The sequence below is a fragment of the Comamonas brasiliensis genome (assembly GCF_018292285.1).
GTDB lineage: Bacteria > Pseudomonadota > Gammaproteobacteria > Burkholderiales > Burkholderiaceae_C > Comamonas > Comamonas brasiliensis.
In genome coordinates this window covers 283,493-307,996 of sequence record NZ_JAANES010000004.1, presented here as the reverse complement: position 1 = coordinate 307,996, position 24,504 = coordinate 283,493, and the positions used below count along the sequence as shown (strand labels likewise).

General features: G+C 62.0%; 21 protein-coding genes. 10 read left to right on the top strand and 11 right to left on the bottom strand.

The window, feature by feature from the left end; all coding sequences use genetic code 11:
* Window positions 1-257: 257 nt before the first annotated feature.
* Entirely contained in the window at window positions 258-2,429 is a 2,172-nt protein-coding gene (dinG, locus tag DJFAAGMI_RS17885; protein WP_211458156.1) for an ATP-dependent DNA helicase DinG, read from the top strand.
* Between the two features lie 1,467 nt (window positions 2,430-3,896).
* On the opposite strand, the gene DJFAAGMI_RS17880 is transcribed toward dinG, so the two are convergent.
* Together DJFAAGMI_RS17880 and DJFAAGMI_RS17875 are read right to left on the bottom strand one after the other, a co-directional pair.
* Window positions 3,897-4,460 carry an acyloxyacyl hydrolase gene (locus DJFAAGMI_RS17880; RefSeq protein WP_211458155.1) on the bottom strand — a complete coding sequence of 188 codons (564 nt, stop codon included), beginning with the start codon at window positions 4,458-4,460 and terminating at the stop codon, window positions 3,897-3,899.
* Window positions 4,461-4,677: 217 nt separating this feature from the next.
* Entirely contained in the window at window positions 4,678-5,223 is a 546-nt protein-coding gene (locus DJFAAGMI_RS17875) for a Spy/CpxP family protein refolding chaperone (RefSeq protein WP_211458154.1), read from the bottom strand.
* A 262-nt stretch (window positions 5,224-5,485) separates the two neighbouring features.
* On the opposite strand from DJFAAGMI_RS17875, the gene DJFAAGMI_RS17870 reads away from it, so the two are divergent.
* Window positions 5,486-6,523: a recombination-associated protein RdgC gene (locus DJFAAGMI_RS17870; protein ID WP_211458153.1), complete on the top strand. Its 1,038-nt coding sequence runs from the start codon at window positions 5,486-5,488 to the stop codon at window positions 6,521-6,523.
* 163 nt (window positions 6,524-6,686) lie between these two features.
* Here the strand turns inward: DJFAAGMI_RS17870 and DJFAAGMI_RS17865 are convergent, their stop codons facing one another.
* The 3 genes from DJFAAGMI_RS17865 to DJFAAGMI_RS17855 form a co-directional block, all read right to left on the bottom strand.
* Window positions 6,687-7,874 (bottom strand): acetyl-CoA C-acyltransferase family protein, encoded by a 1,188-nt coding sequence (locus DJFAAGMI_RS17865; RefSeq protein WP_211458152.1) that lies wholly within the window; start codon window positions 7,872-7,874, stop codon window positions 6,687-6,689.
* A gap of 179 nt (window positions 7,875-8,053) precedes the next feature.
* On the bottom strand, window positions 8,054-8,548 hold the full coding sequence (gene cueR / locus DJFAAGMI_RS17860; protein ID WP_211458151.1) for a Cu(I)-responsive transcriptional regulator: 495 nt from the start codon (window positions 8,546-8,548) through the stop codon (window positions 8,054-8,056).
* 74 nt (window positions 8,549-8,622) lie between these two features.
* Window positions 8,623-8,817, bottom strand: a complete 195-nt coding sequence (locus DJFAAGMI_RS17855; RefSeq protein ID WP_003059978.1) for a heavy-metal-associated domain-containing protein — start codon at window positions 8,815-8,817, stop codon at window positions 8,623-8,625.
* A gap of 273 nt (window positions 8,818-9,090) precedes the next feature.
* On the opposite strand from DJFAAGMI_RS17855, the gene DJFAAGMI_RS17850 reads away from it, so the two are divergent.
* Window positions 9,091-10,779 carry a methyl-accepting chemotaxis protein gene (locus DJFAAGMI_RS17850; protein WP_211458150.1) on the top strand — a complete coding sequence of 563 codons (1,689 nt, stop codon included), beginning with the start codon at window positions 9,091-9,093 and terminating at the stop codon, window positions 10,777-10,779.
* 136 nt (window positions 10,780-10,915) lie between these two features.
* On the opposite strand, the gene DJFAAGMI_RS17845 is transcribed toward DJFAAGMI_RS17850, so the two are convergent.
* From DJFAAGMI_RS17845 to DJFAAGMI_RS17835, 3 genes are all read right to left on the bottom strand, one after another.
* A complete protein-coding gene (locus DJFAAGMI_RS17845) occupies window positions 10,916-12,034 on the bottom strand; it encodes an alkene reductase (protein WP_211458149.1) in 1,119 nt (372 codons plus the stop codon).
* A 365-nt stretch (window positions 12,035-12,399) separates the two neighbouring features.
* Window positions 12,400-13,008 carry a glutathione transferase GstA gene (gstA, locus tag DJFAAGMI_RS17840; RefSeq protein WP_211458148.1) on the bottom strand — a complete coding sequence of 203 codons (609 nt, stop codon included), beginning with the start codon at window positions 13,006-13,008 and terminating at the stop codon, window positions 12,400-12,402.
* Between the two features lie 108 nt (window positions 13,009-13,116).
* Window positions 13,117-13,728 carry an NADPH-dependent FMN reductase gene (locus tag DJFAAGMI_RS17835; RefSeq protein WP_211458147.1) on the bottom strand — a complete coding sequence of 204 codons (612 nt, stop codon included), beginning with the start codon at window positions 13,726-13,728 and terminating at the stop codon, window positions 13,117-13,119.
* A 219-nt stretch (window positions 13,729-13,947) separates the two neighbouring features.
* Here DJFAAGMI_RS17835 and mnmG point away from each other — a divergent pair, with 219 nt between their 5' ends.
* The 6 genes from mnmG (at window position 13,948) to DJFAAGMI_RS17805 (ending at window position 19,656) form a co-directional block, all read left to right on the top strand.
* Complete coding sequence (gene mnmG / locus DJFAAGMI_RS17830) at window positions 13,948-15,912, top strand: tRNA uridine-5-carboxymethylaminomethyl(34) synthesis enzyme MnmG (RefSeq protein WP_211458146.1); 1,965 nt, start codon at window positions 13,948-13,950, stop codon at window positions 15,910-15,912.
* Entirely contained in the window at window positions 15,909-16,571 is a 663-nt protein-coding gene (rsmG, locus tag DJFAAGMI_RS17825) for a 16S rRNA (guanine(527)-N(7))-methyltransferase RsmG (protein ID WP_211458145.1), read from the top strand. Before mnmG ends, rsmG begins: the two co-directional genes overlap by 4 nt.
* Window positions 16,572-16,715: 144 nt before the next feature.
* Window positions 16,716-17,327: a LysE family translocator gene (locus DJFAAGMI_RS17820; RefSeq protein WP_211458144.1), complete on the top strand. Its 612-nt coding sequence runs from the start codon at window positions 16,716-16,718 to the stop codon at window positions 17,325-17,327.
* 12 nt (window positions 17,328-17,339) lie between these two features.
* Window positions 17,340-18,110: a ParA family protein gene (locus tag DJFAAGMI_RS17815; protein ID WP_003059963.1), complete on the top strand. Its 771-nt coding sequence runs from the start codon at window positions 17,340-17,342 to the stop codon at window positions 18,108-18,110.
* Between the two features lie 52 nt (window positions 18,111-18,162).
* The gene (locus DJFAAGMI_RS17810; protein WP_043003265.1) at window positions 18,163-18,711 is read left to right on the top strand and encodes an RBBP9/YdeN family alpha/beta hydrolase; all 549 of its coding nucleotides are present in this window, start codon (window positions 18,163-18,165) and stop codon (window positions 18,709-18,711) included.
* A gap of 15 nt (window positions 18,712-18,726) precedes the next feature.
* Window positions 18,727-19,656 (top strand): ParB/RepB/Spo0J family partition protein, encoded by a 930-nt coding sequence (locus DJFAAGMI_RS17805; protein WP_211458143.1) that lies wholly within the window; start codon window positions 18,727-18,729, stop codon window positions 19,654-19,656.
* Between the two features lie 64 nt (window positions 19,657-19,720).
* On the opposite strand, the gene DJFAAGMI_RS17800 is transcribed toward DJFAAGMI_RS17805, so the two are convergent.
* The 3 genes from DJFAAGMI_RS17800 to DJFAAGMI_RS17790 form a co-directional block, all read right to left on the bottom strand.
* A complete protein-coding gene (locus DJFAAGMI_RS17800; RefSeq protein ID WP_211458142.1) occupies window positions 19,721-20,494 on the bottom strand; it encodes a class II aldolase/adducin family protein in 774 nt (257 codons plus the stop codon).
* A gap of 254 nt (window positions 20,495-20,748) precedes the next feature.
* Complete coding sequence (locus DJFAAGMI_RS17795) at window positions 20,749-22,035, bottom strand: M20/M25/M40 family metallo-hydrolase (protein WP_211458141.1); 1,287 nt, start codon at window positions 22,033-22,035, stop codon at window positions 20,749-20,751.
* 215 nt (window positions 22,036-22,250) lie between these two features.
* Entirely contained in the window at window positions 22,251-23,528 is a 1,278-nt protein-coding gene (locus DJFAAGMI_RS17790; protein ID WP_211458140.1) for an MFS transporter, read from the bottom strand.
* 77 nt (window positions 23,529-23,605) lie between these two features.
* On the opposite strand from DJFAAGMI_RS17790, the gene DJFAAGMI_RS17785 reads away from it, so the two are divergent.
* Entirely contained in the window at window positions 23,606-24,499 is an 894-nt protein-coding gene (locus DJFAAGMI_RS17785; protein WP_211458139.1) for an AraC family transcriptional regulator, read from the top strand.
* Window positions 24,500-24,504: the final 5 nt, after the last annotated feature.

Below are 24,504 nucleotides of genomic sequence, written 5' to 3'. Positions count from 1 at the left end.
GATCTTCAACTCATTCTGTGGATAAGTTTCTTGGTAACTGCACCCGGCGAAATCCACAACTACAATGAACAAGTCATATACAAGCAGTGGAAAAGTTCTATCCACCGACTCCCACGGATACAGCTGTAGAACATACAGACTTCACTGATTTGTATGCCGTATTGCATAAGAAATTCAATCTTATTTAATACATATCTCTGTACGAATACTTATAAGTCGCAAGAGCACAGCGTCTTTGCGTCTCGAAAAACGCTGAAATGCATGAAAAAAAGTGGGCTGAAGAGGCCCTGAATTCCTTTGATGCCGTGGTCGGGGCCATGCCGGGATTTCGCAGTCGTGAAGGACAGCGAAAAATGGCGGCCCAGATCGCGCAAACCCTGAGCCAGGCGCAGCTCGGAAAAATCGATGAAGGCGAGCCGGAACCACGTCGTGCCATCGCCGTCGTGCAGGCCGGCACCGGGGTCGGAAAATCGCTGGCCTACAGCATTCCGGCCATCCGCATGGCGCTGTCGCGCGGCACGCGGGTGCTGATCTCCACAGCCACGGTGGCCTTGCAGGAACAGCTGGTGAACAAGGATTTGCCGGCCCTGGCGCAAAAGCTGGACCAGCCTTTCAAATTCGCCCTGGCCAAGGGGCGTGGCCGCTTTGTCTGCAAACTCAAGCTGGAGCGTCTGGCAAGCACGGGGGAAGCACAGGACGAAATGGACGATCTGTTTGGCGACGAGCAGGGTCAGACCAAGTTCAGTCGCCCACAGCACGAGCTGCAGGCCCGCATGCAGTTCTACAAATCCATGGCCGATGCACTGGCCACGGAGGCCTGGAACGGTGACCGTGACTCGCTGGAGACCCCGCCTGAGGCCGAGGCCTGGAGCCCCGTGGCAGCCGAGTCCTCTTCATGCACCGGAAAGCACTGCCCGGCCTTCGGCAGCTGCGTCTATTACGAGCGCCGCAAAGACCTGGTGGCGGCGCAAGTCATTGTCGCCAATCATGATTTGCTGCTTTCCTCGCTGGGCTCCAAGCTGCTGCCCGAGCTGGACAACTGTCTGCTGGTGCTTGATGAAGCCCACCACCTGCCCTCCACGGCTCTGGACCAGTTTGCCGGCGAGATGGATCTGAGCCGCCTGGGCTGGATTGACAAGCTGGCCAGCCGTGCGCTGCGCGTGAACCAGGTCGCCGAAGTCGAGGAACTGGCCGACGTGCCCAAGCACGCGGGTCAGCTGCGCCAGCAGATGCAGGAGTTGGCGCGACTGGTCATGGAGCACTACGGAGAGACGCTCAAATCGCAGAAAGACAGCTATGGGCCGGCCAGGGTACGGCCCCCCCGCGGAATGCTGCCAGAGGCGCTTCTGGAGCCTCTGGGACAGATTGCGCACCATGCCGACGGCTTTCTGGATGCGCTGCGCGCCGTCTCCAAGGCCCTGCGCGCCGAAATCAAGGAACAACCCGAGGAAGCCCAGCGCCTGTCCACCGTCTATGCGCAGGTCGGCGCCCTGGCGCCCAGGCTGGAAGCCATTTTCAACACCACGCAATTGCTGCTGCAGAACAACGAGAGCGATGGCGACGGCAAGATGGTGCCCCATGCCAAATGGTTCACGCTGGAGATGGACGGCGAGTTCATCGTGGTCAAGGCCCATGCCAGCCCGATACAGCCCGGCTCCACCCTGCGCCAGCATCTCTGGTCGCAGGTGCGTGGTGCGGTGCTGACATCCGCCACGCTGACCAGCTGCGGCCATTTCGACTTCTTTCTGCGCGAAGCGGGGCTGGCCAATGACGACTCAGTCACCACGCTGGAAGTGCCAAGTCCCTTCGACTATGCGCGCCAGGGCACGCTGGTGGCCCGTGAAACGGCCTCAGACCCGCGCGAAGCCGCCCGCTTTACCGAGGAGATGGTCGAGGCCCTGTTGAACGATCTGAGCCGCATCCAGGCCGGCGCACTGGTGCTGTTCACATCCCGCGAGCAGATGCGCCAGGCCGTTGACGCGCTGTCCACCAGCATGCGCAACCAGGTGCTGGTGCAGACCGCCCTGCCCCGCCAGACCCTGCTGGCCCGCCACCGCGAGGCCGTGGCGATGGGCGAGCCCTCCATCATCTTCGGCATGCAGTCCTTTGGCGAAGGACTGGACCTGCCGGGAGCCCTCTGCGAGTCGCTGTTCATCACCAAGCTGCCTTTTGCGCCGCCCGACGACCCCGTTGGCGAAGCCAGAGCCGAATGGCTGCGCAGCAGCGGCCGCAACCCTTTCAACGAACTGGTGGTGCCGGCAACGGCCATTCGCCTGGCCCAGTGGGTAGGGCGCGCCATCCGGACCGAGGAAGACCAGGCCCATGTGTACTGCTATGACCGCCGCCTGACGGGCACCAGCTACGGCCAGTTGCTCATCAAGGGCCTGCCGCCTTTCACGCTGCAGCGGCGCCCGGTCCGAGGGTCTTGAGTTTCGGTGCGAAACAGGGCCTTGCCCAGGTGATTCAAGGCCGCGTTGCGCTGTTTCGCGCCAGTCCAGAGACCGTTTTTCGCTGTTCTCAAGCGCGCGGCAAGGTGGTTTTCTGCCCTGCTGTTGCGCCCTCTTCGCGCCTCTCAAACCTGCCGCGGCGCACTCCGCGCATTTGTAATTTTTCTAACAGTTGCCTGGCACTGTGAGCAGCATCCAGCCTTGCCTGGCTGCCGACCCGCAAGGTCTTGCCCGAAGCAACACCGCCGGGCTTGTGCACCAATGACCACCGTGACTGGTGGGCAACTGCCGGCGTTTCTGGTTTCCGTTCCACCAAGGGATGGTTGCACTTCCCAGAGCTTGCGCATCCGCTCAGGGTTCTGCTTCTATGCAGAAATGAAAAATTCTTTGAAAACAATGACCTACGGATCATTGAATTTTTTTGAATGAAGAAAGCGCAATGCTGGCTGATATCGCTGGCCCGCATTCCTCAAGAGTTTCCCCCAGCTGTTCATAACATTCTGTGGATAACTGGCACTTCAAAGACTCTTCGATGGGAATTTATCCCACCTCCTGTCACTGAGGAGGCGCATCTTACGCCAATTTTTCGAGATCTGGTGCGTCAATCTTCCCAAAGCCGTTTTTTTCTGTACTTCCCTCTGAAGCAAAGGGATTGACGCACCTGATCAGCCGCGATTTGGTGTGCTCCCGGATCTTGCCTGCGACTTCTGCTTCAGTTGTTCTTTAGAAGTTTTATAAAAATATAGTCGTAGTAGTAAGACTTGGCATCTTCTGTTGATAACTTCCAAAAACCAAGGCAAATCAAGCATCTTCAAGGATGACAAACATGGAGACAAATGACGGTTGCTGCTGTCCTCGATCCATGAACAACTTTGCCTTCCTGCGCATTTTTGTGGAAAACATGAAAGTTGATATTGGCTTATCCACAGAAATTCATTTGCGCATTAATTCTTTATAAATTGCCTGTATCCATTGATATATAAGAGTTTTTAGCTATGTTTTTCATAGTGAATAACTGAGAAGAACATGATTGGGCACATTGCATTCCGAGGGTGTGATGTCGCAAGAACTGCTTGCCCGCTGATCTGATCGACATTTTTTTTATCCAGACCATCCCGGATTGCTGTGTAAACTTCGACCAAAGTTGTTATTTCTAGTCTTATCTTTTTACTTAGTAGTAATAGTAAGTAGTCCACTTAATTGTTGATAAGTAATTAATTTCTTTAAAAATCAACAACTTGAACTTTGACAAAGTCTGTGCCCAGACATGGGCTGCCGATGTCCTGGATTTGGGAACAACTTTCCAGAAGCTTTCATGGCTGTGGAAAACAGAAAAATTCATCGCGTTTTATCACCATGTTTATTAACAGCCTGAGTGGTCGCTGCAAACCATGAAAAAAGCCGCCCGTTGGGCGGCCTGGTCGGTCCCGATATCGCGGGCTCAAAAATTCAGAAGTGGCGTGCGTATCTCAGCTGAAGAAAGTTCTCTCCCGGGTTGGGGCGTTTGATGCCTGCGTTGGAGTGGTGCTCGAAGCGCAGACTGATTTCGTTTTTCAGTTGCTCGCCAAACAGGTAGCCGATGCCGATATGGCTGGCAAAGTTGTAGCGGGTCGAAAATTCTTTGTGGTCGCTGATGTAGCGGTGGTTGGTGGCATAGCTCAGGCCCAGTCCGGCTTGCAGGAACCAGGGCGACAGGCCTTGTGCGGGGCGCCAGCGCAATGTGGGTTGTGCTCCCAGAACCCAGGTCGAGCGATTGCCGCCCTGGTAGTCGGAGGACCAGCGGCTGACCGAGAGATCCCAGTAACCCGTCATCCGTCCCGGGCCCAGGGCGTAGCTCCAGTTCCAGGGGAGCATGATGCCGCCCGCCCAGCTGTCGGTGCCATGCTCTGCCGAGCCGTATTGCAGATAGAGGGCACTGGTCGAGGATTGCACAGGCTGTGCATGAAGCATGGGACTTGCCAGGCTGATCAGCGCAGGGACTACAAGATTTGTTGCTAATTGCAGTTTTTTCATGTCAATTGCCATCTAAATGCTTGGAATCTGGTCGCGATATCGATGCTATGACAATGCCTTGATTTCGCTCCCTCTGTGGATATGAATCTAGAAGCTTGTGAATAGATGCGCTGTCGGCAAGCGCTTGCGTTGGTAGTCAGCCAATTGACATCGAAATGTAAAAAAGCCCCCGGTCATGACGACCGGGGGCTTGGATGGGATGGTGACGGAAGCCGGCTTACTTGGCTGCCGGGGCAGGCGCTGCAGGGCGCTCCTGACCGGGTTTGCCGCCATGATGGCCATGGGGGCCGTGCGGATGATGCATGCGCAGGGTGGCTGCATCGAAGGTCTTTTTCTGCTCGGCATTGAGCTGGGCGTAGAAGGCCTTGGTGGCTTCGGCGCGGCGGTCCATCTCGGCCATGTGCTTGCCGCGCATTTCACGCATCTTGTCGATGCGCTCGGGTGTGGTCAGCTTGGCAAAGGCTTCGCGGTCGCCGCGGGCAGGGCGTTCGCCGGGCTTCATGGCCTGGGTGTAGGTGGTCCAGGCGGCTTCCTGCGCAGGCGTCAGCTTCAGGTCGGCCTTGAGTTTTTCCATGCGCTGCTTCATATGCTCCATGCGATCGCCGCGCTTGTCACCACGCTGGTGCTTGTGCGAATCGGGTGCTTTCTGGGCGGCTGCAGGCTGCTCTGCGGGAGCTGTCTGGGCAAAGCTGGGCAGGCTCAGCGAGGCGAGCAGGGCGGTTGTCACGGCGGCGCCGGTCAGTGTCTGGCGAAAGCGGGTCATGTCTGTTTCCTTTTCTGTGGAAGTGGAAGAAGTGGCCGCCTGGTCTTGCTCCTGAATGGGCATTCGGTAGCGGATGACTGAAGTGTGGACCCCCCATGTTTCTGAGACGTGAGGTTTTGCAGCCGCTCTGTAAAGTATTGATAAGTTTGAGTGGCTGCGACTGCGCAACAATGCATGCATGGGCTGCGTTGGCGGCCGATTTTTTTCCGCGAGATCCAGTTGCTGGAGCTGGCGACGATTGAAGGTTTAGCAAAGGTTTTTGATGTTCAAGAACATGATTGTTTATCGCATTGCCGAGAGCTGGCAGGGCGATCTGCAGCTGCTGGAAGATGCGCTGCAAAAGACGGTGTTTGAGGAGTGCGGCGCGACCCAGGAGCGTTCCGTGGGCTGGGTGCCGCCGCGCGGCGAGCCCCATGGCCCGCTGGCGGAAAGCGTGGCCGGTCAATGGGTGATGCGCTTCATGAGCGAGTCCAAGATGCTGCCGGCCAGCGTGCTCAACCGCAAGGTCAACGAGAAGGCCGAGCACATCGAAAAGACCGAGGGCCGCAAGCCCGGCAAGAAGGAGAAGAAGGAGCTCAAGGACGAGGCCAAGCTGGACCTGCTGCCCATGGCCTTCACCAAGCAGGGCAGCATGTGGGTCTGGATCGATCCGCAGGCGCGCACGCTGGTGCTCGATACCAGTGCACAAGGCCGTGCCGACGAGATCGTGACGCTGCTGGTCGAAGGTCTGCCGGGCTTTGCGTTGGCGCTGCTGGATACGCAGACCAGTCCGCAGGCCGCCATGGCGCACTGGCTGATGACGCAGGAGCCGCCCGCTGGTTTTTCCATCGACCGCGAGTGCGAGCTCAAGGCTGCCGATGAGTCCAAGGCCGTGGTGCGCTATGCACGCCATCCGCTCGACATCGACGAGGTGCGCCAGCATATCGAGCATGGCAAGCTGCCGACCAAGCTGGCCATGACCTGGGATGACCGCGTGAGCTTTGTGCTCAGCGAAGGTCTGCAGATCAAGAAGATCGCGCTGCTCGATGCGGTGATGGATGGCCAATCCCAGGATGACGGCGGTTTCGATACCGATGTGACGATTGCCACGGGCGAGCTGTCGCGCCTGATTCCCGATCTGATCGAGGCGCTGGGCGGGGAAGGGCGCACGGGTCTGGGTGACGGCCTGCCGGCATCGCTGTCGTCGGCGCCTGCAGCAGAGACTTTGCCCGTGCGTCTGGCACAGGGACGCGGCCAGGGCACATTCACCGGCCCGGCCACCGCGCCCGCCGATACGGCCCCTGAAGAGGCGCCGTTCTGATGCTATGGATGATGTAGCTGCTTGCGCTCTTCAATCAAGGATTTCAGTATTTATTGATGCTGAAATCAAGTAGCAACAAGCGCTATAAGCTATCAAAAAAAGGCCTGCCGGAGTGATCTGGCAGGCCTTTTTCATGGGCTCTTCGGTGCCCTGAAACGCGGTATCAGACGCGCTCGAAAATCGCGGCGATACCCTGGCCGCCGCCGATGCACATGGTCACCAGCGCATAGCGGCCGGCGGTGCGCTGCAGCTCGTACAAGGCCTTGGTGGTGATGATGGCACCGGTGGCACCCACGGGGTGGCCCAGGGAGATGCCGGAGCCGTTGGGGTTGACCTTGGCAGGGTCCAGAGCGAGCTCCTGAATCACGGCGCAGGCCTGGGCGGCAAAGGCTTCGTTGGCTTCAATCACGTCCATCTGCTCGATCTTCAGACCGGTGCGTGCCAGCACCTTCTGCGTGGCGGGGACCGGGCCGATGCCCATGTATGCGGGATCGACGCCGGCGTGGGCGTAGCCGACCAGGCGGGCAATGGGCTTGGCGCCGGAAGACTTCAGGGCCTGCTCGCTCATCATCAGCACGGCAGCCGCGCCGTCGTTGATGCCGGAGGCGTTGCCGGCGGTGACCGTGCCGCCTTCCTTCTTGAACGCGGGCTTCATGCCGGCCAGGGTGTCCAGCGTGGTGGCGGCGCGCACATGTTCGTCGGTGTCGAAAAGCACCACGCCCTTGCGGCTGGCAATTTCCACGGGAACGATCTGTTCCTTGAAGCGGCCGGCCTCGATGGCGGCAGCGGCGCGCTGCTGGCTGATGACCGCCAGTTCGTCCTGCATCACGCGGCTGATCTTGTAGCGTTCGGCCACGTTTTCAGCGGTGATGCCCATGTGCATTTTTTGCCAGGGATCGTGCAGGATGCCCAGCATGTAGTCGATGCTCTTGGCATCGCCCATGCGTGCGCCCCAGCGCGAGGCCGTGTCGAAGTAGGGGCCGCGGCTCATGGATTCGGAGCCGGCGCCGATCGCCACTTCGCAGTCGCCCAGCGCAATGGATTGCGCCGCCGAGACGATGGCCTGCAGGCCGGAGCCGCACAGGCGGTTGACGTTGTAGGCAGGGGTTTCGATGGAACAGCCAGCATCCACGGCCGCCACGCGGGACAGGTAGGCGTCGCGCGTGTCGGTGGGGATGACGTTGCCCATCACCACATGGCCCACGGTGTCGGCGGCGATGCCGGCACGCGCAATGGCGGCCTTGACCACGGTGGTGGCCAGCTGGGCGTTGGGAACGTCCTTGAGGCTGCCGCCAAAAGTGCCGATGGCCGTGCGCGCGGCGCTGACAACGAAGATGTCTCTGGTGCTCATGGTTTGTCTCCTGCATTGCATGGGCAATGCTTGTGCTTGAATGATTTGAAAGGATGAATGAGAGCAACCGCATTCATCGCACAGAGTATTCTGCAGTATTTGCTGCAGTGCAACATGTCTCGTTGTTGACGCCGCCCTGCGCGGGCCACGAGGGTTTCACGTGAAACCCGCAAGCCGTCTCAGGCAGCAGTCCTGCGCCGGGGCGCCGTGGGTTCATGATGCGCCGGCGTCAGGTCGGTGTCGGCGCTGGCCAGGTCGTCGAGGATGGGGCAGTCCGGCCTGTCATCGCCGTGGCAGCAATGCACCAGGGTCTGCAGCGTGCGCTGCATGGACTGCATGGCGGCAATGCGCTCGGTCAGCGTGGCGATGTGCTTTTGCGCAATGGCCTTGACCTGGCTGCTGGCGCGGCCCTGGTCCTGCCACAGGCCGAGCAGGGTGGCGATCTCGTCCATGGAAAAGCCCAGATCGCGCCCGCGGCGGATGAAGCGCAGTGCGTGCACATCGGCTTCGGTGTACTGGCGATAGCCGCTGTCGGTGCGGTGCACGGGCGGCAGCAGGCCCAGTGCTTCGTAGTGACGCACCATGCGCGCAGAGACCCCGGCGCGGCGTGCGGCCTCGCCGATGACGACAGGCCAGTTCTGAGCGATTTTTTGTGTCGGTGGGTGGTTGGGCATGGCTAGTCCTGAAAAAACGCGCCAGCGGCCTTCTGATGCCTTGCATGAGGTGCTGGCGCGGTGGTGGGCAGCGTTCAGGCGACCTTGTAGCCTTCTTCGGCAATGGCCGCTGCCACGGCTTCGCGGCTGGCGCCGGTTTCGACTTCCACGCGGTTGGCGGCGCGGTCGATCTTGATCTGTGCCTGGGCATCGACGCCCTGGATGGCGTTGCTGACGGCACGCTCGCAGTGGCCGCAGGTCATGCCTTGAACTTCAAAAACTTGTTGCATGGATGGCTCCTTCAGAAAGTGAGTCGACCGGGCTGGCGGACTCGATGCCTTGAATGGTCAACCCTAACATCATGACAAGGTCAAGCCTTTGACAAGACTTCGGTCCGGGCAGGGTTGATAAGCCGCAAAGTCTGCCGATAAGACGTTGTCATCTTGCAGATCGCCATGGCTTGGGCATCGCAGTCACGGGTTTTTCTCGGTGTCGGTGACAATCTGAAACAATTTGCAAGTTCTGGCCCGACAATGCCAGTCGTTCAAAGTGGAGAGAGATTCATGAGTCTGTTGGAAATGATGCGGGGCTTCACCATCCGCACGCGCATGATGGGCGCCATTGGTGTGGTGATGGTGTTGCTGGGCTTGCTGGGGGGCGCCGGGATGCTGGGCATGTTCCGCATCCAGGACATGAGCCAGGAGTTTCTGAGCAACGCCTTTGTCAAATCGGGCCATATGGCGCAGCTGCGCACCGAGCTGGGCGGCATCCGCTCCAGCGAGAAGGACATGGTCATCCAGTACGAAAAGCCTGAAGAGGTGCGCAAGGCCTATCAGCAATGGGTCATGAACATCGACAAGTCCAAGGCGACGCTGGGCAAGTTCGTGACCGACCAGAACGCGCAGGATGCGCAGCTGACCAAGAGCATCATTGGCCACCTCGACAGCTATCGCAAGCTGTTCGAGCCCATTGCGCGTCAGCTGGAAGCCGGCGGCTATGACTCGGCGACCACGGCCAACCGCATGAGTGGCAAGGCCCTGGCCGAAGTCATGGAGGCCGACAAGCTGCTGGCGCAACTGGACAAGCTGCTGCGCGAGCAGGCCGACGCACTGGCTGCAGCCGAGCGCGACGTGGCCGACCAGACACGCTGGATGTTTGTGGTGGCCGTGATCCTGGCACTGGTGGTGGTGATTCCGCTGACCTTGCTCAATATGCTGTCCATCTGCCGTCCGCTTGAAGTGGCCCGCCAGATGGCGCTGACGATTGCCGGCGGCGATCTGTCGCTCAAGGCCGAGGTCAGCGGCAAGGACGAGCTGACGGATCTGCAGCGCGCGCTGGATCAGATGCAGCAGTCGCTGGGCACCACGGTGGCCCAGGTGCGCGATGCCAGCGGCAACATCGCAACGGCCAGCCAGGAAATTGCCACGGGCAACCAGGACCTTTCGGCGCGTACCGAACAGACGGCCAGCAATCTGCAGGAAACCGTCGCCTCGCTGGCCCAGCTGACGGCCACGGTGCAGCAGACCGCATCGTCGTCGCAGCTGGCCAACCAGCTGGCGGCCTCGGCCTCTTCGACGGCCGTGCAGGGCGGAGAGATCGTCGGCCAGGCCGTCAACAGCATGCAGGAGATCTCGGCCTCCAGCCGCAAGATCGGCGACATCATCGGCCTGATCGATTCCATCGCCTTCCAGACGAATATCCTGGCGCTGAATGCAGCCGTGGAAGCAGCCCGTGCGGGCGAGCAGGGACGCGGCTTCGCCGTGGTGGCGGCCGAAGTGCGCAGCCTGGCCCAGCGTTCGGCCCAGGCCGCCAACGAGATCAAGTCGCTGATCAACACCAGCGTGCAGACCGTGGATGTGGGCGCGCGTCAGGTGGAAAGCGCCGGCAAGGCCATGCAGGAGACCGTGGACAGCGCACAGCGTGTGGGCGACATCATCGGCGAGATCACGGCGGCATCCAGCGAGCAGTCGCTGGGCATCAGCCAGGTCAACCAGGCGGTGGGCGACATTGACCGCATGACCCAGCAGAACGCGGCCCTGGTGGAGGAGTCGGCTGCCGCCGCAGAGTCGCTGCGCGAGCAGGCGGCGCGACTGGCCCAGCTGGTCAGCCAGTTCAAGCTGGCCGGCGGCGCGATGCATGCCGCCCAGCGCAGCCCCAGAGCTGCGGCTCATCCCGGCATGGCGCCGGCGGCATTGGCTTCCGCCCAGGCGGCCTTGCCCGGCCAGAAGCAGCAGTTGCTCGAACAGGCCTGAGCCTTTAGAACGTAAGCGCGTTTTAAGCGGCTTGCGCCGTCAAAAAAGCCCGGTTGCAGCGATGCACCGGGCTTTTTGTTTTTCACGCAATGGCTGCCGGCGCGATCGAAGAAGGCTGCAGCCGGATGGATGGCGCTTACTGGCTGGCGAGTGCAGGGTAGTCGGTATAGCCGTCGGCGCCGCCCCCGTAGAAGCGTGCGCTGTTCCAGGCATTGAGCGGCAGGTCGTCGTGCAGGCGGCGCACCAGGTCGGGGTTGGAGATATAGGCCTTGCCGAAGGCCACGACATCGGCATAGCCGCTCTCCACGGCGCGCATGGCCAGCTCGCGGTCATAGCCGTTGTTGACCATCCAGGCGCCCTTGCCGCCCGCAGAGCGATAGGCCTGCTTGAGTGCCTGATAGTCGAAGGGGCGATCTGCGAGCTCGCGCGGACCGCCTGTTGCACCTTCGATCACGTGGATATAGGACAGGCCCAGCGGCGCGAGCTGGCGCACCAGATACTCGAACAGCGCCTGCGGGTCTGCGTCCACGATGTCGTTGGCCGGCGTGACCGGAGAGATGCGGATGCCGACCTTGCCGGCACCGATGGCATCGGCCACGGAGCGCACGCATTCCAGCACCAGGCGGGCCCGGTTTTCGATGCTGCCGCCGTAGTCGTCGCTGCGCTGGTTGGTGCCGGTCTTGAGGAACTGGTCGAGCAGATAGCCGTTGGCTGCATGCAGTTCCACGCCATCGAAGCCAGCCGACTGCACGGCCTCGCGCGCGGCGGTGGCGAAGCTGCGCACGATGTCCGGCAGCTCCTGCTGCTCGAGCGCACGCGGCGCCGAGGTGGCGACAAACTGGCCTTGTCCCGTCTCGCGGTCGATCACAAAGGTCTTGGAGCGTGCCGTCAGCGCAGAGGGCGCGACCGGCGCCTGCAGGTCGGGCTGCAGCACGGTATGGGAGATGCGGCCCACATGCCAGAGTTGGGTGACGATGCGCCCGCCCTTGGCATGCACGGCATCGGTGACTTTCTTCCAGGCCTGCAGCTGCTCCTGACCATAGAGACCGGGTACATCGGCATAGCCCTGTCCCTGGTGGCTGATGGCCGTGCCTTCGCTGATCAGCAGCCCGGCAGAGGCGCGCTGGACGTAGTAGGTCTGCATCAGCGGCGTGGGGACTGCGTCGGGGGCACGGTTGCGCGTCAGCGGGGCCATGGCAATGCGGTTGGGCAGGTGCAGACTGCCCGCTTCAATCGGGTCGAACAATGAGGTCATGCAGAACTCCAGATGAAAAAAAGCTCGGTGGGTACCGAGCCCTTAGAACGTGCTTACGATCTCCTCGAGCCGCGACAGAGGCTTTGCGGGATGGGATGCCAGGCGCGATACCGCAGCAATAGCCGTGCTATTGCGAGGATTCGCGCGGCCGGCGAGGCAACGCCGCAGACCGCCCCTGACCGGGCGTCCGCAAAGACACTGTCCCGAAGGGTTGGAGCGAAATCGGGCGATTTCTGTGCGCTGACTCTTGCTTGCACCCCGGTGCAAGCCGCAAGCCATCGCTTCGAACTCATTCCGATTGCGCTCCAACGCGGCTGCGTAGAGATCGTAAACACGTTCTCAGTGTGCATGGGTGTCAAAAAAACTTACTTCAGCAAGCCTTCTGCCTTCATGGCGGCCTGCACGGCGGGACGCGCCAGAATGCGCTCGCGGTAGGCCTGAATATGCTGGAGTTCGGAGATGTCCAGGCCCACAAACTGGGCCCATCCGGTGACCGTGAAAAAGTAGGCATCGGCCACGGTGAACTGATCGCCCATCAGATAGGTCTTGTTGGCGAGCTGTTCGTTGACCCAGCTCAGACGCTTGAGCAGATTGGCGCGCGCCAAGGGCTTGTAGTCTTCAGGCGTTGCCGGGTTGAACAAGGGGCCGAAGCCCTTGTGCACCTCGGTGCCGATGAAGTTCAGCCATTCCTGCAGGTGGTAGCGGGCCACGGTGCCGTTGGCGGGCGCCAGGTTTTTCTCGGGAGCCAGGTCGGCCAGGTACTGAACAATGGCCGGACCTTCGTGCAGGGTGTCGCCGTTGTCCAGCACCAGAAAGGGCACATAGCCCAGCGGATTGATGCCGTAGTAATCGGTTCCATCCTGGAGCTTGTGGCTCTTGGTGCTGACCATCACGGTTTCATGCTGCAGCTCTGCTTCGTGCAGCACGATGTGCGGAGACAGGGAGCAGGCGCCGGGGCTGTAGTAAAGCTTCATGGTGAGTGGCTCTCTATGCAATGAAAAGACAAGCGCCCATGCTAAACCGGTTGCATGTCATATGCATACGCCGCCGACAGCAAGTAGTCCGTATCCGTGGGGGATTGCTCAGCCCAGGCGTGTTGCGGCCCACAGCACCTGCTGCACCAGTGCCTCCATGCCTTGCTGATTCTGTGCGCGCACCAGATGACCCTGGGCATCGAATGCCTCGCCCGCCTGGCTCACGGCATGGCTGCGCGGCGCGACCCAGCATTCCAGATTCAATAGCAGTGCAGCGAGATGTGACTGTGCTCTCAGGCCACCAAGACCTCCGGGCGAGGCACTGGCCATGCCGACGACCTTGTTGCGAAAGGGCAGAACGCCATCGGACCACTGTGCGTCGCCCTTGACCGGGCTGGAGGCCCAGTCGATCGCGTTCTTGAGCAGGGCAGGGTAGCTGCCGTTGTACTCGGGGCAGCAGACAATCCAGGCCGCATGGCTGTGCATGGCCTGCTTGAGGCGAATGACATCGGCAGGCGTGCCCTGCGCTTCGAGGTCGGCGTTGTAGAGCGGTATATCGAAGTCCGACAACTCCAGCAGGCTGGGCTCTGCACCTTGCTGCCGGGCGATGGAGGCAACCACCTTGGCCAGCTTGCGGTTGTACGAGTCTTGGCGGGTACTGCCCGCAAAAATGAGGATTTGCATGCAGTCATTGCAGCACAGAGCGATTGCATTTTTCATGCGTAGGCAGGTCCATCAGGGCAAACATCTAGGCCGTGGCTCTGGCTGCCATGTTTCACGTGAAACCCCCCTGCCAAGGCATTGTTGCGCCAATGGTGGGAAAATTGCCGGTTCCCCGCAGGGCTGGACATGGCGCGAAAACATGTCCGCCTGCCATGAGAGCCGAGGCATGGTTGCCTCGTGCAGGGGCAAGGGCCGGGCTTGGCCCGGAGCAGAAATATGTTGTACCCACAGGAATTTGACGTGATCGTGGTCGGTGGCGGCCACGCCGGCACCGAGGCCGCATTGGCCGCTGCACGCATGGGCAGCAAGACATTGCTGCTGACCCACAATATCGAAACCCTGGGGCAGATGAGCTGCAACCCCAGCATCGGCGGCATCGGCAAGGGCCATCTGGTCAAGGAGGTCGATGCATTGGGCGGTGCCATGGCCCTGGCAACCGACAAGGGCGGCATCCAGTTCCGTATCCTGAACAGCTCCAAGGGCCCGGCCGTGCGTGCCACGCGTGCCCAGGCCGACCGCATTCTGTACAAGGCCGCGATTCGCGAGATGCTGGAAAACCAGCCCAATCTCTGGCTCTTCCAGCAGGCCGTGGATGATCTGATGGTGGAGGGCGACCGCGTGGTCGGTGCCGTCACCCAGGTGGGCCTCAAGTTCCGCAGCCGCACCGTGGTGCTGACTGCGGGCACCTTCCTTGACGGCAAGATCCACGTGGGCCTGAACAACTATGCAGCTGGCCGTGCGGGCGATCCACCGGCCGTGAGCCTGTCGGCACGCCTGAAGGAACTCCAGCTGCCGCAGGGCCGTCTGAAGACCGGCACGCCGCCGCGCATCGACGGCCGCAGCATCGACTTCAGCCAGTGCGAGGAGCAACCTGGCGACGGCATGCCTGGCGGCGTGAACGAGGGTGAAGTGCCCGTGTTCAGCTTCATGGGCAACCGTGCCATGCACCCCCGGCAAATGCCTTGCTGGATCACGCACACCAATGCGCGCACGCACGAGATCATCCGTAGCGGCTTTGATCGCAGCCCCATGTTCACCGGCAAGATCGAGGGTGTGGGTCCGCGTTACTGCCCCAGCGTGGAAGACAAGATCAACCGCTTCGCGGACAAGGAAAGCCACCAGATCTTCCTTGAGCCCGAAGGCCTGACCACGCACGAGTTCTACCCCAACGGGATCTCCACCAGCCTGCCGTTCGACATTCAGTACGAACTGGTGCGCAGCATGAAGGGGCTGGAGAACGCCCATATCCTGCGCCCCGGCTATGCCATCGAGTACGACTACTTCGATCCGCGCTCGCTCAAGAGCAGCTTCGAGACCAAGCAGATCCAGGGTCTGTTCTTTGCGGGCCAGATCAATGGCACGACCGGCTACGAAGAGGCTGCAGCCCAGGGCCTGTTCGCTGGCCTGAATGCAGCACTGCAGTGTCGTGGCGAAAGCCCCTGGATGCCGCGCCGTGACGAGGCCTATCTGGGCGTGCTGGTCGACGATCTGATCACCAAGGGCGTGACCGAGCCTTACCGCATGTTCACCAGCCGCGCCGAGTTCCGCCTGCAGCTGCGTGAAGACAATGCCGACATGCGCCTGACCGAAGCGGGTCGTCAGATGGGCCTGGTCGACGATGTGCGCTGGGATTCCTTCAGCCGCAAGCGCGACGCTGTTTCACGTGAAACAGAGCGCCTCAAGTCCACCTGGGTGAATCCGCGTGTCGTTGCTGCAGAAGAGTCCGAGCGCGTGCTGGGCAAGGCCATGGAGCGCGAATACAACCTGTTCGACCTGCTGCGTCGCCCCGGAGTCGATTACGACAAGCTCATGGGCATGAACCAGGGCAAGTACGCCAGTGCCGATGTGCAGCCCGAGGCTCTGGGTGAGCTTAGTGCCCCGGTGATCGAGCAGGTGGAGATCGCCGCCAAGTATTCTGGCTATATCGACCGCCAGAAGGATGAAGTCGAACGCGCTGCCCATTTCGAGCGTCTGCGTCTGCCGCTGGACTTCGACTATATGCAGGTGGCAGCGATGTCCTTCGAGGTGCGCCAGAAGCTGCAAAAGCACAGGCCCGAAACCCTGGGTCAGGCTTCGCGTATTTCGGGAGTGACGCCTGCTGCCATCTCGCTGCTCATGGTGCATCTGAAAAAAGGCGGCTTCAAGGGCTTTGTCACTCAGAACGAAGAGGCTTCCGCATGAGCCAGGTTTTGCGTAACCAGCTGGAGCAGGGCGTCCAGGCATTGCAGCTGGAACTGGCCCCGGCCCAGATCGATCTGCTGATGTCCTTCATGGATCTGCTGCAGAAGTGGAACAAGGTCTACAACCTCACGTCGGTGCGTGATCCCCAGGAGATGCTGACACATCATCTGCTCGACAGCCTGGCTGCCGTGCCCGCCTTGCTTCGGCATGTGAACCGCCAGCCGGTGGAAGAGGGCAAGCGCCTGCCGCTGCTGGACGTGGGCTCGGGCGGAGGTCTGCCCGGCGTGGTGTTTGCCATCTGCTGCCCGCAGATCGATGTCAACTGCGTGGATACCGTGGGCAAGAAGGCCGCATTCATCCAGCAGGTGGCGGCAGCCTTGCGCCTGCCCAATCTGCGCGGCATTCATGATCGGGTGGAAAACCTCAAGACCCGCTATCCGGTCATCAGCTGCCGCGCCTTTGCGTCCCTGGTGGATTTCACTACCTGGTCGCGCAAGGCTCTGGCCGAGGACGGTATCTGGTTTGCCATGAAGGGCAAGCACCCCGACGACGAGATTGCCGCCTTGCCCGCCGATGTGCAGGTGTTTCACGTGGAACCTTTGGCCGTGCCCGGCCTGGACGCCGAGCGCTGCGTCATCTGGTTGAAGCTGGCTTCTTGAGCGGTAAAGCTCGGCCGAGGCACTTTGTTTCCAAGGGAAGCAAAGTGCCTTTTTACATACTGTGTCAGGCAACATCTGCGCAATGCAGATGCGCCGGTCATGGCCCTCGCATAAACTTGCTGTTTTCCATCGCGCAGGGTTTGAATGTTTGGCATCTCTGATTACGGCGCTTTTGCTGCCGCCGTTACCGTTTTCTTGCTGATCCCTGGACCAGGCAATCTGGCCTTGATTACCTCTACGGGCAAGGGCGGATGGAGAGCGGGCCTTGCATGCTGCCTGGGTGTGATGGCTGCCGACCAGGTGCTGATGTGGCTGGCTGTGGCCGGTGTGGCAGCGGTGCTGGCTGCCTATCCGGCGGCCTTTCACGCCGTGCAGTGGGTGGGTGCGGCCTATCTGGCCTGGCTGGGCTACAAGCTGCTCACGGCCAAGCCTGGCGATGCGCCGGCCATTGAAATCCAGCCGCGCCAGTATTTCCGCCAGGGTGCTCTGATCACTCTGATGAACCCCAAGGCCATCGTGTTCTACATGGCATTCTTCCCCATGTTCGTGGACCCGGCCCGGCATCAGGGCGCCATCACCTTTGGCGTGATGGCTGCCACGGTGGCGGCAATTACCTTTATCTACAGCGTCATCGTGGTGACGCTGACCACGTTGCTGGCAGAGCGTCTGCGTGCCAATCCGGCCGTGGTGAAGTGGCTGGAAAAAACAGCCGGTGTGTTTCTGATCGGTTTTGGCCTCAAGCTGGCCGCCAACTAAAAGAGAAGTTCAATGGCCAAAATTTTCTGCGTTGCCAATCAAAAGGGTGGAGTGGGCAAGACCACGACCACGGTCAATCTAGCTGCCGGTCTGGCCAAGGTCGGCCAGCGCGTGCTGCTGATCGACCTGGACCCGCAGGGCAATGCCACCATGGGCTCCGGCGTGGACAAGCGCGCGCTGGAGTTGACGGTCTACGACGTGCTGCTGGAAAACGCCAGCGTCAAGGAAGTAGCCCAGAAGTCCGAGCAGGTCGGCTATGACGTGCTGGGCGCCAACCGCGAGCTGTCGGGTGCCGAGATCGAGCTGGTCTCGCTGGAGCGTCGTAACGAGCGTCTCAAGACCGCTCTGCAGGCCGTGGCTGCCGACTACGACTTCGTGCTGATCGACTGCCCGCCTTCGCTGTCCATGCTGACCCTGAACGGTCTGTGCTCGGCGCACGGCGTGATCGTGCCCATGCAGTGCGAGTACTTTGCGCTGGAAGGCCTGACCGATCTGGTCAACACCATCAAGCAGGTGCATGCCAATATGAACCCCGACCTGCAGATCATCGGTCTGCTGCGCGTGATGTTCGATCCGCGCACCACGCTGCAGCAGCAGGTCAGCGACCAGCTCAAGGAGCATTTCGGCGACAAGGTGTTCGATACCGTGATCCCGCGCAATGTGCGTCTGGCCGAAGCCCCAAGCTACGGCCTGCCCGGCGTGGTGTTCGATGCCTCCGCCAAGGGCAGCAAGGCCTTTGTCGAGTTCGCCGAAGAGATGGTGCGCCGCATCAAGAAAATGTGAGTGTTTCACGTGAAACAGCTCCCCGTTCCCCATCCAGCCATCGCCAACGACCATGACCTCTGAAGCACTGAACCCTCAGCATGTCTGGCTGCTTCCCGGCTGGCAGAACTCCGACCCCGGCCACTGGCAGAGTCTGTGGCAGGACCGGTTCGGCTACCAACGGCTGGAGCAGCACAACTGGCAGCATCCGCTGCGTGGGGACTGGAGCATTCGCCTGCAGGAAACCGTGCTCGACGCTCCTGCCCCCGTCACGCTGGTGGCGCACAGCCTGGGCTGTATTCTGGTGGCATGGTGGGCGGCGCATTCTCAGGTTGCGAAAACCAAGGTGCGCGGCGCTCTGCTGGTTGCCCCTGGCGATACGGAGCAGGAAAGCCTGCGCGGCGCTTTGCCCGGCTGGTCGCCTGTGCTGCTGCAAAAGCTGCCCTTCCCGTCGATACTGGTGGGCAGCGAGAACGACCCCAACTGCTCTGTAGCACGCGCACAGACCATGGCACAGGGCTGGGGCAGCCGTTTTGTGAATGCGGGTGCCGCAGGCCATATCAACACGGCCAGCGGACTGGGACTGTGGGAAGCCGGGCATGAGCTGCTGCTCTCCCTTTAAAGAAAGAATTCAGCAATGGTGACTAAGAAACCCAAGGGCCTGGGACGTGGTCTGGAAGCCCTGCTGGGCCCCAAGGTCAGCGAAGCAGAGCAGGTCGCCGCGAGCGGGTCTCAGGCCAATCTGCCGAGCTCCCTGGCACTCAATGTGATGGTGGCCGGCCAGTACCAGCCGCGCACCCGCATGGACGAAGGCGCCTTGTACGAGCTGGCCGAGAGCATCAAGGCCCAGGGCATCATGCAGCCGATCCTGGTGCGCCAGCTCTCCCGGGGCGACAACGCCGGCAAGTACGAAATCATTGCCGGCGAACGGCGCTTCCGAGCCGCGCATATCGCGGGTCTGTCCGAGGTGCCGGTGCTGGTGCGCGAGGTACCCGACGAGGCGGCAGCGGCCATGGCACTGATCGAGAACATTCAGCGCGAAGACCTGAATCCGCTGGAAGAGGCGCAGGGTCTGGCCCGTCTGGTCAAGGAGTTCGGCCTGACCCACGAGCAGACCGCGCAGGCCGTGGGCCGCTCGCGCAGTGCTGCCACCAATCTGCTGCGCCTGCTGAATCTGGCCGAGCCCGTGCAGACCATGCTGATGGCCGGCGATATCGACATGGGCCATGCGCGGGCACTGCTGACGCTGGACCGCGCCACCCAGATCACGGCAGGCAACCAGATCGCGGCCAAGAAGATGTCGGTGCGCGAGGCCGAGTCGCTGGTCAAGAAGATCGGTGCCGAGTTCAATCTGACGCGCCAGAAGGCCAAGAAAGATGTCAAGTCGCGCGACGTGAAACGCATCGAGGAAGAGCTGTCCGACCTGCTCACGGCCGATGTCGAGGTGCGCATCAAGAAGACCGTGCGCCGCCACGGCAAGCAGCAGGAAATGGGCGAGATCGCCATCCAGTTCGGCTCGCTGGAGGAGCTCAACGGTCTCATCGAAAAGCTGCGCGGCGAAGTCTGATTCTTGCGCCCAAGCAAGCGAAAAGAGCATCCACGGATGCTCTTTTTTTGTGCGCGCGCAGCGTTCAGCTGCGGTAGCCGGGGTCGATTCGTTCGAGCTTGCGCAGCAGGGCTGGCCAGGCAAACTGGCCGCCCATTCCGCCGGTCTGCACCTTCATGGCATGGGCGATGCCCTGCAGAATCTGCGGGTCGACCTCGGTGAGTTCGGTGCCGCCGGACTGGGCCGCGATCTGGATCTGGCAGGCGGACTCGAAGACGTACATGGACAGAAAGGCATCGGCAATCGTGGGGCCGCAGGTCAGCAGACCGTGGTTGCGCAGCATGAGGAAGTTGGCCTCGCCCATGTCGGCGAGCAGACGCGGCTTCTCGTCCTCGCGAAAGGCCACGCCCTCGTAGACGTGATAGGCCAGGGACCCCAGGACAAAGGTGCTTTGCTGGCTGATGGGCAGCAGGCCGTTCTTCTGGGCCGCCACGGCCACGCCGGCACGTGTGTGGGTATGGATCACGCATTGCGCATCGGCGCGGGCCTCGTGCACGGCGCTGTGAATGACGAAGCCGGCCGGGTTCACGGGGAAGGGCGAGTCCATGAGCTTGTTGCAGCCCAGGTCCACCTTGATCAGCGAAGAGGCCGTGATCTCGTCAAACATCAGCCCGTAGGGGTTGATGAGGAAGTGATGCCCGGGGCCCGGCAGCCGCGCGCTGATGTGGGTGAAGACCAGATCGCTCCAGCCGTACAGCGCCACCAGCCGGTAGCAGGCGGCCAGGTCCACGCGCAACTGCCATTCCTCGGGGCTGACCAGATGCTGGACGCTGGGGATGTTCAAGGGCTCTTGGCTCACGGGCGACTCTCCTTCATCGTTGATCCGATGAATGTAGACACTCGTGTGCCGGCAGTCTGTTGGCTAGGCGACAGAACCCTGGAAACTCGGGCGAGGCGGGTTCGGATCAGGCGCGGTGGCGATGCCCGTGGCAGGTGTTGGCCCGAGTCTGAGAATAGAAAAACAGGAGCTTGCAGCGCAAGCTCCTGTTGATTTTCAGATCGCTTCTGTACGTAAACCGAAGCAGATCATGCGAAAGCAGCTATCAAAAGCGCTTACTTGATCTGGCCACGCGACAGGTCCTGGATCATGCGGGCGGCCAGATACAGGCGCGGTACGATGGTGTTGATCTGCACGTATTCGGCATCGTTGGAATGCGCGCCATAGCCCGACAGGCCGAAGCCCTCGATCACGCCGCCCTTGGCCTTGAGAGCCGCAAAAGCCGCATCCGTGCCGCCGCCCGTGGCCTTGTCCATGACCTTCATGGGCAGCTTCAGCTCCTGCTCATAAATGCCCTGGGCGTGGGCGGCCAGCTTGCGCGCCGTGGCATTGGCTTCCAGTGGCGGGCGGCGCACCTCGAACTTCAGCTCCACCTTGCTGGCGGGGAGCAGCTTGTTGCCGATCTTGTCCTGCATGGCTTTTTCCAGCGCCGTGAAGTCGGCCACGCGCAGCGCGCGGGCATCGGCCTGGGCCGTGGCTTCGGCGGGAACCACATTGCGGTTGGTGCCGGCCTTGGACACGGTCCAGTTGAGCTTGAGGCCGTCCTGGGGCTGGGACAGATCCTTCATCTGCAGCAGCTGGTGCGACAGCTCGTACAGCGCATTCACGCCGTCCTCGGGCTTGGCGCCCGCATGCGATGCCTTGCCCGTGACCTTGAGGTAGGCCGCGCCGATGCCGCTGGTGGCCAAGCGCAGGCTGCCGTCGGTGCCGCCGCCTTCAAAGCTGAACACAGCGTCTTGCTCGGCCCCCAGGCGGGTGATGGTGCTGCGTGCGCCGGGCGAGCTGATTTCCTCGTCGCCGTTGATCAGCACGGTCAGTGTGCCGTAGTCCTCGATGCCCAGTTTCTTGAGCAGGGGCACGATATGCATGATCAGGGCCACGCCCTGCTTGTCGTCGGCAATGCCCAGGCCATAGGCCTTGTCGCCGTCGACGCGGAAGGGCTGGTCCTTGAGCATGCCGGGCAGATAGACGGTGTCCATATGCGCGATCAGCATGATGCGGCTGCTGCCCTTGCCCTTGAATTCGGCATGCACCATGGGGCCGACCTTCTCGGGCGTGTCATCGAGGCGGTAGATGTCGCTGGGCTCGATGATCTCGACCTTGCCGCCCTGGGCGCGCAGCTTGCCGGCAATGTACTCGGCAATCTTCTTTACGCCCGCCACATCCTTGCTGCCGGACTCGATATGCACCAGATCGCGCAGCGTATCCAGGTAGGGCTGCTGCTCCTTTTTCGCATGCTCCAGCCATTCGGCCTGAGGGGCAGCCTGGGCAGAGCCGAAGGCCAGCACCAGGGCCAGGGGCAGGGCGCGCAGCAAAGGGGCAGAGGGCGTGTTCCAACGCATAGAAATTCTCCTTGAGGGGGGCGGGCCGCTCCCGGATAGGGCCACGGCAGGAAAGGCGGCGTGATGCACCGCTCAGGGAATTCAGCTTAGCAGCCGTGTTTGCGGCCTCAGCGCTGAGGGACTAGGGATAAATACCAGGGTAACTTGATTTCTCGCGGCAACAAAAAGAGCCCTGCAGCTTGCGCAGGCAGGGCTTGGTGGGTTGCGCCTGCTGCTCAGGCCGCGGCCAGATGGGCCTTGGTCTTCTTGCTCACGCCGTCGCCGACGATGACGGCCGAGACCACGGACAGCACCAGCGCAATCGCCGAGCCGTAGAACACGGCGTTCGTCATCTGGTGGTCCAGCATGTAGCCAAAGATCGGCGCGGCTAGGCAAAAGCCCAGATCCAGGCCGGAATACACCGTGCCGTAGACGCGGCCCGTGGCGCCGGGGGGCGCTGCGCGCTTGATCAGCATGTCGCGCGAGGGGCCGGCCAGGCCCGTGCCCAGACCGGCGATGGAAGCCACGATCACGGCCGCCATGCCGGGCAGCCAGCCCGTGCCGACAACAAACAGCAGCAGGCCCGAGCCCAGCATGCAGATGGAGATCACCTTCTCCAGCCGCTGCACGCGGCCGACCAGAAAGCCGCCCACCACCATGCCCGCAGCGCCGCACAGCATATAGCCGGTGACGATCAGCGCCGTCACGGACAGCGGCAGGCCGTACATGGATTGCAGGGCCGGGCTAGCAAAGCTCTGGATGGCGCTGAGCGCGCAGGTGCTCCAGAAGAAGAAGGAAAAGCACAGCCACACCGATGGCAGCTTCATGAAGGCCATGGGGTGTTCCTGGGGCGTGGCAACGGTACCGGCGGCGGGCTTGGCGGCCGCGCCGGCGGCTTCGGTACGGTCGTCGAGCGCGTCGCGGTTGAAGACCATGATGGCCAGCACCACGGCGGCACAGATGGCGCCGCACAGGCAGGCCAGACGCCAGGAGCCAGTGGCCGTGGTGATGCCGGCCATGAACAGCGGCGCCAGCGCCCAGCCGATATTGCCCGACAGGCCGTGCACCGAGAAGGCATGGCCTATGCGCTGCTGCGACACGCGCTTGTTGAGGATGGTGAAGTCCACGGGGTGGAAAGGCGCATTGCCCAGGCCCGCAAAAAAGGCTGCGGCCAGCAGCATGCTGTAGCCCTGTGCCGTGCTCGCAATCAGGCCGGCCACGACAAAGCTGCCGAGGGCGGCAAACAGGATGGGACGGGCGCCAAAGCGGTCCACCGCAAAGCCGGCCAGCGCCTGGCCGGTGCCGGAGACGATGAAGAACAGCGAGACCATGACGCTGAGCTCGGCATAGCTGTAGCCGAATTCCTGGATCAGCCAGGGGAACAGCGGCGGCAGCAGCAGGTGGAAGAAGTGCGACGAGCCATGGGCCAGGCCGATGAGGCCGATGGTGCGCGCATCACTGCGCAGTGTCTCTGGCGCCTGGTTTTGGGATGTTGTGGAGGCAGGGCGGTTCATATATCGCATCTTAGGCAGAGCGGTCTCGTCTTGTATGCGATAGTCTGCCAATTGCTATCGCAAACCAGCCAATCCATATGCCCAGCCTCCAAGACTCCGGCCCCTTGCGTGCAGGCAAGGCCTCCGCCTATGTGGAGACGCTGACGCCCCATCTCTACATACCCACGGCACAGCGCCCGGTACGCGCCAAATGCCGCTGGCTGGAGGCAGACACTCAGGTCAGGCCCCACAGTCATCCCTGGGGGCAGCTGGCGATCTCCACCACGGGCACCATCCGCCTGACGGTGGCGCAGGGCACCTATATCGTGCCGCCGTCGCGTGCGCTGTGGGTGCCGCCCGGCATGGAGCATACGGTGACCATGGTGGAAAGCGCCGATCTGCGCACGCTTTACTTCTTCCAGTCCCATGGGCATTGCGGCCCCGATGTCGGGCCCGGGCAGGAGGCGGTCTGGCGTCAATGTCGGGTGCTCAATGCTTCGGACCTGCTGCGTGCCGTGGTGCGAGAGCTGCCCACCCTGCCCGATGACAGCCTGCAGCTGTCCGAGCAGGACAGGGCGCGCGAGCACCATCTGAGCGAGCTGCTGCTTGAAGAGCTGCGCCGCGCCAGCGCTGTGCAGCTTGGTGTGAACCTGCCCCAGGACAAGCGCCTGCGCCTGCTGTGCGAGGCCGTGCTGGCCGACCCGACGCGCAATGAGACGCTGGAGGACTGGGCGCGCGATACCGGGGCCAGCCCGCGCACCGTGGCGCGGCTGTTTCGCCAGCAGCTCGAATGCAGTTTTACCCAGTGGCGTCAGCAGGTAGTGCTGGCCCATGCCGTCAGTCTGGCGGCGCGCAACTGGCCGATTCAGCGCATTGCGGCCGAGCTGGACTACAGCCCCAGCGCCTTCAGCGCGATGGTGCGTCGCACCGTGGGCATGCCGCCGGCGCAGTTCTTCGGCATGCACACCAAGGTTACGGCTGCCAGCGATTGATTTGA